At 41.4% G+C, this 11,529-nt stretch carries 15 protein-coding genes; all 15 read left to right on the plus strand.

Features of this window, described 5'->3' with window-relative positions; all coding sequences use genetic code 11:
* On the plus strand, positions 1-294 hold a 294-nt coding region (locus tag NHH16_RS14585), incomplete at its 5' end, for a hypothetical protein (protein ID WP_330643545.1).
* 28 nt (positions 295-322) lie between these two features.
* Positions 323-1,132, plus strand: coding sequence for a LytR/AlgR family response regulator transcription factor (locus tag NHH16_RS14590; protein WP_262070331.1), 810 nt, complete (start codon positions 323-325; stop codon positions 1,130-1,132).
* Between the two features lie 3 nt (positions 1,133-1,135).
* Positions 1,136-1,729, plus strand: a complete 594-nt coding sequence (locus NHH16_RS14595) for a hypothetical protein (protein WP_262070332.1) — start codon at positions 1,136-1,138, stop codon at positions 1,727-1,729.
* Between the two features lie 4 nt (positions 1,730-1,733).
* On the plus strand, positions 1,734-1,922 hold the full coding sequence (locus NHH16_RS14600; RefSeq protein WP_262070333.1) for a hypothetical protein: 189 nt from the start codon (positions 1,734-1,736) through the stop codon (positions 1,920-1,922).
* Positions 1,900-2,787: a Spy0128 family protein gene (locus NHH16_RS14605; RefSeq protein WP_262070334.1), complete on the plus strand. Its 888-nt coding sequence runs from the start codon at positions 1,900-1,902 to the stop codon at positions 2,785-2,787. The genes NHH16_RS14600 and NHH16_RS14605 overlap by 23 nt, the downstream gene beginning before the upstream one ends.
* A 22-nt stretch (positions 2,788-2,809) precedes the next feature.
* Positions 2,810-3,505: a hypothetical protein gene (locus tag NHH16_RS14610; RefSeq protein ID WP_262070335.1), complete on the plus strand. Its 696-nt coding sequence runs from the start codon at positions 2,810-2,812 to the stop codon at positions 3,503-3,505.
* The gene (locus NHH16_RS15680; RefSeq protein ID WP_262070336.1) at positions 3,502-4,215 is read left to right on the plus strand and encodes a winged helix-turn-helix transcriptional regulator; all 714 of its coding nucleotides are present in this window, start codon (positions 3,502-3,504) and stop codon (positions 4,213-4,215) included. Before NHH16_RS14610 ends, NHH16_RS15680 begins: the two co-directional genes overlap by 4 nt.
* Before the next feature lie 25 nt (positions 4,216-4,240).
* Complete coding sequence (locus NHH16_RS14620) at positions 4,241-4,942, plus strand: response regulator transcription factor (protein ID WP_262070337.1); 702 nt, start codon at positions 4,241-4,243, stop codon at positions 4,940-4,942.
* A 329-nt stretch (positions 4,943-5,271) separates the two neighbouring features.
* Positions 5,272-5,595 (plus strand): helix-turn-helix domain-containing protein, encoded by a 324-nt coding sequence (locus tag NHH16_RS14625; protein ID WP_262070338.1) that lies wholly within the window; start codon positions 5,272-5,274, stop codon positions 5,593-5,595.
* A gap of 97 nt (positions 5,596-5,692) precedes the next feature.
* A complete protein-coding gene (locus NHH16_RS14630) occupies positions 5,693-7,852 on the plus strand; it encodes an AAA family ATPase (protein WP_262070339.1) in 2,160 nt (719 codons plus the stop codon).
* 28 nt (positions 7,853-7,880) lie between these two features.
* Complete coding sequence (locus tag NHH16_RS14635) at positions 7,881-8,123, plus strand: hypothetical protein (RefSeq protein ID WP_262070340.1); 243 nt, start codon at positions 7,881-7,883, stop codon at positions 8,121-8,123.
* Between the two features lie 20 nt (positions 8,124-8,143).
* Entirely contained in the window at positions 8,144-8,545 is a 402-nt protein-coding gene (locus NHH16_RS14640; RefSeq protein WP_262070341.1) for a DUF6037 family protein, read from the plus strand.
* A 59-nt stretch (positions 8,546-8,604) separates the two neighbouring features.
* Positions 8,605-9,132 (plus strand): signal peptidase I, encoded by a 528-nt coding sequence (gene lepB / locus NHH16_RS14645; RefSeq protein WP_262070342.1) that lies wholly within the window; start codon positions 8,605-8,607, stop codon positions 9,130-9,132.
* A gap of 90 nt (positions 9,133-9,222) precedes the next feature.
* Positions 9,223-10,437, plus strand: coding sequence for a DUF7601 domain-containing protein (locus NHH16_RS14650; RefSeq protein ID WP_262070343.1), 1,215 nt, complete (start codon positions 9,223-9,225; stop codon positions 10,435-10,437).
* A gap of 24 nt (positions 10,438-10,461) precedes the next feature.
* Positions 10,462-11,376, plus strand: coding sequence for a class B sortase (gene srtB, locus NHH16_RS14655; RefSeq protein ID WP_262070344.1), 915 nt, complete (start codon positions 10,462-10,464; stop codon positions 11,374-11,376).
* Positions 11,377-11,529: the final 153 nt, after the last annotated feature.

Raw genomic sequence — 11,529 nt, forward strand, 5'->3', positions numbered from 1 at the left:
GAGTATTTTAAAGCTCACCGGGAGGGCGTTATTTATTTGGAAAAAGAAACCCTGGAATTAGAGCTTATTGCTTGTGTGGTTGTGGATGCCACCCAAGAGGAGATCTATGGAGTAAAGGATACTGTAGAGCGAAAGACCCAGTTTCTTAAATCCTTGCGAGAGCGGGATGTTCACGGGGCAGAGGAGACCCCTAAAGACTTAGCAATTCAAGACCGCTTTGTGCTTTTGTCCACTTGTAGCTATGAGCATAACGAGGCCAGAACTGTGGTGGTTTATCGTATTAAGACAGAATGAGGTTAGCATTAAGCGAGGAAGAAAAGCGATGATTATAAAGATATCTATCTGTGATGGCAACGTGGATGCGTTGCACGATATAGAAAGTCAGCTCTATCACATCGCCAGTGAGTTAGAGGGAGAGAGGGAGTTACACGTACAGCTTCAGATAAAGACATATTGCTATGAAGCGGTACTAGTGGAAGAGATTCAAAGCGGGCGGTATTATCCGGACATGCTGTTACTAGATATAAACCTTCCCAAAGAAAATGGGATTGACATTGCCATGAAGCTTAGAGGCAGTGGCTATCAAGGGCGTATTATTTTTATTACTCATGCTGATGGCTATTACTTGGAAGCCTTCGATGTTCATGCCTACCATTACATTTTAAAGGACTACAATAATAACGCACGTTTCAAACAAGTTTTAAAGAATTGTATTCAGGATGTAATAGAGGATGAGATGGAATACATTTTATTAAACCGTCTCGGCGAAACTAGGAAGATTTTACTAGAGAGCATTCTCTATTTTGAAGCCAATCGTCGTCTTTTAAAAGTCTATTTCCGAGAAGGAGGCAAGGAGCAAAGCTATGAATATTATTCCAGCATTGGCAAGATGGAGAATCTCTTGCTAGGTCAGGGATTTGTTCGTTGTCATCGTTCCTTTCTGGTGTCCATAAGAGCAATTGCGCTCTTGGCCTCAAATGGCGGGGGCTTGTATCAGCTAGAACTAGTGAATGGGGAGAAAATACCCCTAGGAGCTTCCTATGTTGAGGGGGTTAAGGAGATGCTTAATATTAGAGGAAAATCTATACGTAAAGGACAAAGGATGCACTTGCAAACAGAAAAGGGGGACTAATCCATGAAGGATTTCGTAAGCAAATATTTCTCTTTAATCAGGGCAGTGCTTATCGCAATAGTTATCCTTCTTATGCTAGTTCTTCCTGTTCACGCTTCTTTTGATCAAGGCTGTCCTCAGTGTGGCAATCTTGAGGAGTATGAAGTAAGCCTCCTTGCTGTGCCTGAGGAAGCCCTATCAGGACAACGTCTTTATACTTGCCTAGTCTGTGGTTATCAACAGGAAGAAGAAATTCCACCAACCGGGCATGTATATAGTCCTTGGCAGGAGGAGATAGCCCCAACGACAAAGGCCGAGGGACTTCGCTATCGCCTTTGTAGTAAGTGCGGAGAACCTCACACGCGGGAAGAAGCGGTTATCCCTAGGCTTAATGAGGAAAGCGTAATAGAGATGACGACTCTCCAAGCCGAGGGTCATGAAGAAGAGCCAGAGCTTAAGGCTCAGGACTGGAAAATCGTTGACACGGTACTTGTGGGGTCTAGCGGTCTTATCTTTGTTGTCTTTGGCCTTTTGATCTTGGGAGATTTGCAGATTCTGTGGTGGTATCGTAGCGTCAAGAAAGAAGCCAGAGCACGCTTTAGAAGAGGAGTGATATAAGGCGATGGAGAGCAGGAATGTAATACAGCTAGCTATCTTAATTGGTATCTTCGTACTTGGTGGTGGCCTTAAGTATTATACCAAAAGGAAGCTAAGAGATATTGAGAGTACTCCTAGAATTGTGAAGAAGAAAGATAAGAAGGACAAGGCCTTATACGAGGAGGGGAAAGATGAAGAAACGGATAGTGAGTAGCCTTTTACTGATTACCACTTTTTTATTACTGCTTCCGGTAAGGGGAAGTGCCAGTGAAGATTCTTCTACCCCCCTTTACGTATCGCCTGTGGCACGGATTGAGTTAGCTGGCGATAGAGCCACCTCTCAGATTACAGAGGGGGAGTTTAGCTGCTACATTATTAGTGAAAGTCAAGGGATTCCTCTTAATACCAATGAGCGCATAGTACACGCAGGTGGTTTGCTAGAGTTGGGAAGCTTTACCTTTCAGAAAGAAGGGGTCTATCCCTTTCTGATTCGGCAACGGGATTTGCAGGCGCCGGGAATGACCTATGACGAGAACCAGTATCGCTTGCTCTTTGAGGTTAAGAAAGATAAAAGCGGAAAGCTCATTTGCAATACCCACTTTCTAAAAGGGAGTGAGTATATCACGGAGCTGGTCTTTTATAATTCTTATCAGGAAGAGCCAGAAGGTCAGCTTCAGCTAGAAGCCACTCAAAGAGAAGTAAGTCAGCTAGAGGTCGGGGTAGAAGGTGTTATTAGTCAACAGATACACCTAGCTAATACTGGTGGCCAAGACTTAGTGGGGATTGTTATTCGTGGCTATGTGCCTAAAAACGCTCAGTATCTTTCTCATACAGATGAACAAGGAGACTATGGCGTGATTAATGGCGAGGAGCATGTGACATACTACTTACCCCGGCTGGCCCCCGGAGAAGAGCGGGAGTTAAGCCTAACGTATCGTCTACATACTTGTCGGGCTACCGGGAGTCAGATAGCGCAAACCTGGTTCTATGAGGTGACAGAGGTAGAAGAAAAGCCTTTTGTAAATCGCCGGCAAAATCCCGGTGAAGCCATTTCCTTACAACCGTTATCAGGTTTATAGACAAAGAAAGAGAGGGATAAGCATGACGGCATTACTGATAATTATCATGATAATTGGTGGTTGTTTGCTTTACGGGTTCTTTATAAATAAAGGTGCCGTAGAGTGGGCCTGCGGGGCTCTTATCTTACCTCTAGTTTTTTTAGGTGGCTTTTTAGCAATTACCCTTACGGTTCAAGGGATGCCGCCTCTGATTATTGCTCTTGTTGGGGTGGGAATTGTGGTTGGTCCTACAAGGCTGTTCCACAAAGTCTTAGCTAAGACAAAAGCCTTAATAACGCCCCTTACAACAAGAAAAGAGCGTGGTAATAGAGAGGAATTTTGCCAGCGAGCCAGAAGCCTAGGCCAGAAACTAGAAGGTGACGCTTTTAGGCTATATGATTTGGCAGAGACACCAATAGTAGAAGAACCGGTACACCGGAAGACCGTGAAGAAAAAGCCAGCACCCCAAAAGCGGGTGTTACAAAAGCAGGTGTCCCCAAAGCCGGTACCTAAAAGGCCAGTTGCAAAAGAGAAGTCTGGTAGCCAAGAGATGTACGAGAAGGCGAAGTATCTTTTTGAGAAAGGTCAGTATCGGCTAGCCTATGAGCTATTCAAGCATGCGATGCCGGAGTTAACCGATTTTCGCACCCTGCAAGAGCTTGTATGTTATAAGCGGCGGTGTCTGGAGAAACTGAATGGGCAAGAACAAGAGTATAAGACTGGGAGAACGCAATCGTGAGAGAAATACGACCAACCATTGAGAAAGCTAGAAGAAGAGCAGTTATCATCGGGAAGGAATTACCTTTTTGGCAGAGAATTAAGCAAGGATTAGAGGCTAAGCAGGTGGAGGTGGAAGTAAAGAATGATACCGCCGAAGCGATTGTTAGTTGTGTGAAAGAACAATTTGATGTGGTCTTAGTTGATAATGAGGTAGAGAACAAGGGCGGCCTATGGCTGATTGGCGCCTTACGGGAGGTTAACGACAACCTAAAATATGTGCTTATCATTAAGGATGAGGATGAGCAGACGGAAGTGGCGGCGATTAAAGAAAAAGTCGATATGATTCTACCCGATTGCAAAGATGAGAAGGTGGTTCTTCGTTACGTGGAGAAACTAATTAAAGAAACGGATACAAGTGAACCATTAGTAAAGAAGCCAAAGCAGGAGCAAGTAATCTTTGATGCCTTTCGAGGTGCGGTAGTAATTAACGGCTATGAGTACCAAATGACAAGAAAAGAGTTTGAATTAGTTAGGTTTTTAGTCAAACACGAAAATGAAGCACTAAGCCGTGAGTATATTTACGAGCAGGTGTGGTGGGGTAGTTTTAAGAATGCCGACCCTAGAACCGTAGACGGTTGTGTAAAGCGTATCCGGATGAAAATAGGCTTCCACTATATTACCTCTATTAGGGGCTATGGTTATATGTGGAATACGGAAGGAATATACTAGTTGATTAGACGGAGAGAGTAGACCTGTGAGAGAGAGACGATTAACAGAGGATATGTCAAGAAGAAGGGTGGCCTTTATCGGCCAAGATGCGTTGCTCTTTGAAGGGATTAAACAAGGGCTAGAGAGTCAAGGCGCCGAGGTGAAGCGTAGAGGCACTGCGGCGGAGGCCATTATCAGTAGCGTGAAGGAAAAGTATGACGTGATTGTGATAGATGATGGCGCTATTGAAGACGACGGCATCTGGCTAATTGAGATGTTGCGGGAAATAAGGGAGACTTTTAAGTTTGTCCTAATACTTAATAGTAAGGATAAAAGGACAGAGTTAGCCGCCATTGATAAAGATGTGGATGTGGTGTTAACAAAGCATAAGAGCATCAAGGTAATCATTCACTATATAGAGCGGCTTTTTGAGGAGCTCGATGAAGAGAAACAAGATTTGCGGAAAATATATTTAAACGGCGTATATCTAGATAAAGCCAGTAACTTTCTTCATATTGAGGGGAAGAGCTATAAAGTAACTAGTAAAGAATTTCACGTCGCCTGGCTTATGATTGAGCATGCCGGCAAAGCTCTGAGTAGAGAGTTTATTTATGAGCAACTGTGGGGCAACGAGGGCGATTTAAGAGCAGTGGATAGCTGCATCAAGCATTTACGGAAGAAGATAGGTACTCAATATATCGCGACCATTAGAGGGTACGGCTATAGTTGGGTTAATATAGATGACTAATTCGTAGTACTAGGAAGTTCCTTGACAATTGGATATTGAGTACATTTCTGCTAAAACGATGAAATTTCGGAAGATGAGGCCGCCTGGACTAGGTGATAGTTAGGCCTTATCAGCAAATAGGCAGTATCATGAGCGGTTACCACATAATTTATTAAGGGAAAAAAATAAGGGAGTACAAATAATAAAAAGGAATTGTGAAAGAGAATTGCGTGGTAGCGTGAGCCATTTTGTCATACGAGAAGGTCATCCAAGGGGGGACCTTCTTTTACTAGTTAGCGCGGTACCAAAGACTTTTATTCTCTGTTTCACAGTTAAAGGGGAGAAAATGAATGAATAATAGTATTGGCACGCGGATTAGATATTATCGAATGAAGAGACGAATGACCCAGGAGCAACTAGCTGAGGCCGCCGATTTGTCGGTGTCACTCATTTCTAAAGTCGAAACAAATAGCAATACCATAGGAAAAAATGGAGCTATAAAGGTAGCAAAAGCCTTAAATATCTCGGTCGGGGATTTGCTGGAAGACAGAGCGCCGGCGGAGGGCACGATAAATAGTATTTTATGTAGACTTGAAGAATGTGAACGACCAGTTCTTTATGTTGTTGAAGATGTGGTTAAGGCGATTATCACCTCTATCAACACCCACCTATAAGAATAAACTTCGTAAGATAACTAGCGTTCAGACAGAATTATGACCGCTCATGAAATGTAATCTCAGTATCTTTAGAAAAGGATTTGGAAGGGTAAGAATGATTAACAAGATTAGGATGAACAAAGTGGCCAGTTATAAAAAAGAGGCTATTTTGGAGACGGATAAAAAAATAAACTTAATATATGGTCTTAACGGAACGGGAAAAAGTACCATCTCGGACTATCTCTATTCGCCCACAGAATCGTGCTATGGAGACTGTACGATTGAAGGTCTAGAAAGTACAGAAGAAATCTTAGTGTATAACCAACATTTCGTTGGGGATTATTTCTATGAAAGAGATAGTATTCCCGGAGTTTTCACCATGTCAAAGACCAATAGCATGGCGCAAAAGGCGATGGAACAAAGCGAAGCCATTATCAAGCTTGTAAGCAAGATCGTCGTCGAAGAGGAGCATAAAAAGCAAAGCATTACTAAGTGCCTAGAGAAACTAAAGGATAATATATTAGATGAAGTATGGATGATTAGAAGAAAATACACCGGCGGAGATCATGTCCTAGAATATTGCTTTGAAGGGGTCAAAAAGTCTAAATTAGCCCTTTACCATCACCTGATTGAGACGACTGCGCTTAATGATGATTTAGATACTACCATTAGTGAGCTAAAGAGACAAATAGAGCAGCTGCAAGGAGAAGACCATACCTGCGAGCATATCCCAGAGCTAGAATTTCCTGCCGGCGTTTACGAGACTAGTGAGATTTTCAGCAAGGTTATTGTCGGGAACAAAGATAGCTCCGTCGCGAAAGTAATTGATAAGCTACAAAATTCCGACTGGGTAAGTGCAGGCATGGCCTATATTGACACCAGCGAGGACGAAAGCCTTTGTCCTTTTTGTCAGGAGAAGACTCTTACTAAGACACTTATTGATAGCATCCGGCAATACTTCGATGAAACCTATCAGGAGGATCTAGATGTAATCGGTGAGCTTTATCGGGGTTATAAAGAAGGGTATGAACAGCTACCAAGACTAGATGTCTATACTAAAGACCCCTTTGCCAAGCCCTATGAGGCAGAGCTAAAAGCAATCTATATGAAGCTTGTAAGGGTTGTTCGGGATAATATTTATCAGATAAAGCGAAAACAGAACTCCCCCGGCACCGTGGTTACTATCGAAGCCACCGATTTAATTATTAGAGAATTCAATGATTGCCTGGGCAAGATAAATCAGGATATTTATAAGTACAACGAAAAGATTCGTAATAAAAAAGAAGAACTAGAAAAGTTAAAAAATAAGTTCTGGCAAGTCCTGCAAAGAGAGTACGACAGCACTCTTAGAGAATACGAAAAGTGTAAGGAAGAGGAGAACGAAAAGTACCAAACCTGTGAGAAAAGAATTAAGGCCTGCTTAAGACAAAAGGAAGAGGAGCTAGAGAAAATAAAACGCTATAAAGCCCAAATGAGCAATATTAGCGAAGCCGTAGAAAACATCAATAACACCCTTCTAGAGATCGGGATTGATAGCTTTAAAATCGAAAAGTACTCAGAGGAAAATGCCCTCTACCAGCTAGTTAGAGGGGAAGAAGAGAATATCTTTGAGTCCCTTAGCGAAGGGGAAAAGATGGTGATTAGCTTCCTCTATTTTCTGGAGGTGTGTAAAGGCGTGAACGCTACGGGCAAGACTAACAAAATAATTATTATTGATGACCCTATCTCCAGCTTATCTCATGTGTTTATCTTTAATATTGGCCGCCTAATTCGCAATGAGTTTCTCCAGACAGAAAAGTACGAGCAGGTTTTTATCTTAACCCATAGCCTGTATTTCTTTTACGAATTAACCAATCTAAACCATGAACAGTCCCGAGAGATCCAGAAGCTATTTAGAATTAAGAAAACGGGGGGCACCAGTCAGATTGGAGAGATGAGCTACGAGGAAGTCCAGAATGATTACCACTCCTATTGGAGCATTATCAAAGATAAAGATAGCCCGCCGGCTCTAATAGCCAATTGCATGCGGAACATCATAGAATACTTTTTTGATTTTGTGGAAAAACAAGATTTTAAGAGTATCTTCAACAGTAAGGAATTAAAAGATAGTAATAAGTATCAGTCGTTTAACAGGTATATGAACAGAGAGTCCCCTTCAAAAGGACAGATTATCTTTGACGCTAAGGAATTCGACTATGAGAGTTATATGGAGGCCTTTCAGTTAGTATTTGAAGTGAAAGGATATGAAAAACATTTCAAGCAGATGATGAAATAACTAAGAATAAAAGCTGAGGGATACAAGCATGAACAGAATAAAAAGAAAAGAAGAACCGTATTATGAAGTGAGTCAGATGCTCGCCCAGGGAATTAAAAGCGGCATCGATACCCACCATTCAAGGCGGTTTTTCTATGGTATATATGATATGAAAGCTCAAAGAGTTGTTTACTGGGGTTATGATCAAACGACAAAAGAAGAAATCCTTTTCTACGTCAAGCGGTTTGCCGTCCAGTGGTGCGAGAATGGTGATTACCAGGCAGAATACTAAAGAATAGGGGATAAGAGGAAATGTTTAGAAATTTAAGACTTTTAAAGGAAGACATGCTGAGAAAAGGTGTGACAGTAGAATCGTTTTATTTCTATTATCAAGAACAGTGGTACATCGTCTTGGCCGAATTCACCGATCAAGGCGAAGGAGTAGCCGAACAACAATTAGCCCAATTTACTTTTCTAAGAGAGGTTGATTTTACCGACACATTTACGGCACACGTAAGTGACGGCAATCTCTTTATGGACATCAAATCCTGGAAAGAATACTTTGATACCGGGAAAGACGGAATTGCCGATAAGGAAATTCACCTGTTTACCCAGGTCTTGTCGGAGGTGATTCCGTGTGAAGTAAATAAAAGGAAAACAACAGCTCAGAAAGAGGCGGTGAATTTGCCAAAGGACAAAATGCGAGTGTACTAAATATCGAAGGATTCTAATCGAAGTAGATTTATTTAGAGGAGGTTTCTAAGAATTAAATAATGACAAGGCAAGCAAAAGAAGATTCTAAAACAAAAGACCCAGTTCTTTTGATTGAAGTATTATATTTAGTCGCTAAAATAGCTGGTATCTTGCTATGTGTTTTTCTAGTTATGACGTTTGTATTTGGTGTCACAAGAGCAGAAGACGTTTCTATGCTGCCTAACGTAAGCGGTGGCGACATCATTTTTTATAACAGGCACGCCTCTTATACAGCCGGTGATGTTGTGGTTATAAATTACGACGAAAGCACTCAAGTGCAACGGGTAATCGCAATTGGCGGAGATACCGTAGATATAACGGAGAAGGGACTTTTCATTAATGGTTCTTTACAACAAGAAGCAAACATAATCGGAGATTCTCTTTTATACGAGGGTGGTACTACATTTCCGGTTACTTTAAAACCTGATGAGCTATTCGTTATGGGAGATAATCGTTCGCAATCCATTGATAGTCGGATGTATGGCCCAGTAAAAGATAATTCCATTGCCGGTAGTGCAATGTTAATTATAAGAACTAATAATTTTTGAATTCAAGGAGAGTATATGAGAAGAGAAAAAAGACAAAAAAAACAGGTAACTTACGGGGTATTCGCCTTATTATTGGCAATAACACTAGCAATGACAAGTATAATGACTGTGTTTGCCAAGCCAGCCGATAACATTCCCAAGGATGGAAACACATCAACAACAACCGTAAATGGTTCGTTCAGTGACGTAACCATCACCAAACAACTAAATATCGCAGAAGGAACAACGGTTCCATCAGAAACATTTTCTTTTACATCTTCACTTACGGCTGTTACAAACCATACAGTTGCTGACACCACTTATGACGGTGTAAAAGCAATCGCTATTAGCGACATCACCTTTAGTTCAGCAGACGCTATTGCAAATGACATGGTTGTTAAGCAGTCTAGCCCGCTATTTTATGACGGAAGTGACAATGATATCTACACATTCCCGCATGCGGGAGAGTATATCTATGAAGTATCCGAAACAGCGAAAACAACCACGGGCATGACCTACTCTACTCAGTCCTACATTATGAGAGTCTATGTTAAGAACACCATTGACGCTCAGGGAAATGCCACAGGTACTGAAATCTATGCTGTAACGGTTTATGATAAGCAATACGACACCGATGACTCAACCAGAGACGCCCACAAGGTGGACCCTACGCCGAATGACACACCAGGCGAGGGTAATGGTTTTCGTTTCGTCAATACTTATATCGAGAGTGCGCCATTCTTCGTACAAAAGCAAGTAAAGGGTGCTTATGCAGACATGACAAAAGCTTTCAATTTCAATGTGTCAGTTAAACTTCCAAGCACATTTCCAGTCGCTGCGGATTCTGCCGTGTACTGGAAGGTCGAAGGATCTACAGGAACACCAGGAACACCAACAAAGGTATCAATCACTAGCGAAGCTAAAAGAACGTTCGTCATCAGCACCAGTTTGAAGCATGGTGAAAAGATTGTCTTTACGGACGCAATTGGTAATACTGTTGGCGCACCTGTCGGTACTGTCTATACGGTAACAGAGAGCGAAAGTGACACATCCTATACAAAGACGGCTACTGTTAAAGAGGGCGGTTCTGACGTAGCGGTAACGGTTGATAGCGAAGGCAAGATTAACGAATCAGGAGATGAAAATTTCTTGGTAAAATCGACAACAGATACCGATGGCAACACTGCAATTATGACCAACACAAAAGTCGACATTAGTATTACGGGTATCGTGATGAATAATCTTCCGTTTATATTACTAGGTCTCTTTTCCGTAGCAGGAGTGGGTCTATATCTATTCGGACGTACTCGTCGCAGAGTCAAATAATTAATTAAGTGTTTAGGGGGAAAAATGGCATCAGACAATAATAATCAACGTATATCAAGGATTATTACCTTAATGCATTTCTTGCTTGATAATCTGTTACTGATTTGCTTTGTTCTAGTGCTACTTTGCTCCCTTTATGTTTTACATGGCAACAAGCAGGTAATCACAAACGCAGACGCATCTCAGTATGTGCAATATAAGCCAGAAGATGCGAAATCATTTGCACAGCTTGTAGAAATAAATGCTGAGGTTTTTGGGTGGTTAAATGTCTACGGTACGGGAATTGATTATCCTATCACTCAAAGTGATAACAATCAGAAGTATATTAACACAAATGCATATAATAAACCGTCAATGGCGGGGTGTATTTATTTAGATTATAGAAACAGCCAGGATTTTACTGATTTTAACAGTATTTTGTACGGTCATCACATGGCAGAGAGTGCTATGTTTGGTGACATAGAGTTATTTGATGATAAAGATTTCTTTGAGACTCATAATTACGGAGAACTATACACATCAACTACGGAAACATATTATGGGATTGAGTTTTTTGCTTATATTTTAGGAGATGCCTATGACTGGAGTTTATATAACCCATCCATTACAGATAATAAACAGGAATACATAGGTTATTTATATTCCATTTCTAAGTATAGTAGAATGCTTGATAATTTAGGTGACAGTTCACTAATCATACTAAGCACTTGTGCCTCAGAACCGACTAATGGGCGACATTTATTAGTGGGTAGACTTTCAAGCGAACGTTTTGAGAATCCTTATCCGGCGGACAATACAACAGAAAAAAGCAACAAGATGCCCGAGGCACTAACTTCAGAATGGGCGCCGATTATTATTTGCATTTTAACAATTTGCCTATCATTGCTTATTGCAGGAAAATCAAAAAAATCAAGAGGGAAAAAAGGTGGTGACGATTAATGGCCCTAGTAAAGAAAAAAATAGCGAGAATTATAGTAGCCATCATTGCTGCCATATTAAATATAGGCTCTCAGCCGGCGTTTGCGTCAGAAATTGAGAAGACGACAATAGGTATAGCACAAGAAATAGTTAATTGTCCCACAAGTCAAGATT

The organism is Ohessyouella blattaphilus (assembly GCF_024721265.1).
GTDB classification, from domain to species: Bacteria; Bacillota; Clostridia; order Lachnospirales; family Lachnospiraceae; genus Aequitasia; species Aequitasia blattaphilus_A.

Excerpts from the sequence above, each read along its gene's own strand:
- NHH16_RS14590 (WP_262070331.1), top strand. The coding sequence starts at position 323 with ATGATTATAAAGATATCTATCTGTGATGGCAACGTGGATGCGTTGCAC.
- NHH16_RS14595 (WP_262070332.1), top strand. The coding sequence starts at position 1,136 with ATGAAGGATTTCGTAAGCAAATATTTCTCTTTAATCAGGGCAGTGCTT.
- NHH16_RS14600 (WP_262070333.1), top strand. The coding sequence starts at position 1,734 with ATGGAGAGCAGGAATGTAATACAGCTAGCTATCTTAATTGGTATCTTC.
- NHH16_RS14605 (WP_262070334.1), top strand. The coding sequence starts at position 1,900 with ATGAAGAAACGGATAGTGAGTAGCCTTTTACTGATTACCACTTTTTTA.
- NHH16_RS14610 (WP_262070335.1), top strand. The coding sequence starts at position 2,810 with ATGACGGCATTACTGATAATTATCATGATAATTGGTGGTTGTTTGCTT.
- NHH16_RS14625 (WP_262070338.1), top strand. The coding sequence starts at position 5,272 with ATGAATAATAGTATTGGCACGCGGATTAGATATTATCGAATGAAGAGA.
- NHH16_RS14630 (WP_262070339.1), top strand. The coding sequence starts at position 5,693 with ATGATTAACAAGATTAGGATGAACAAAGTGGCCAGTTATAAAAAAGAG.
- NHH16_RS14635 (WP_262070340.1), top strand. The coding sequence starts at position 7,881 with ATGAACAGAATAAAAAGAAAAGAAGAACCGTATTATGAAGTGAGTCAG.
- NHH16_RS14640 (WP_262070341.1), top strand. The coding sequence starts at position 8,144 with ATGTTTAGAAATTTAAGACTTTTAAAGGAAGACATGCTGAGAAAAGGT.
- lepB (WP_262070342.1), top strand. The coding sequence starts at position 8,605 with ATGACAAGGCAAGCAAAAGAAGATTCTAAAACAAAAGACCCAGTTCTT.
- NHH16_RS14650 (WP_262070343.1), top strand. The coding sequence starts at position 9,223 with ATGACAAGTATAATGACTGTGTTTGCCAAGCCAGCCGATAACATTCCC.
- srtB (WP_262070344.1), top strand. The coding sequence starts at position 10,462 with ATGGCATCAGACAATAATAATCAACGTATATCAAGGATTATTACCTTA.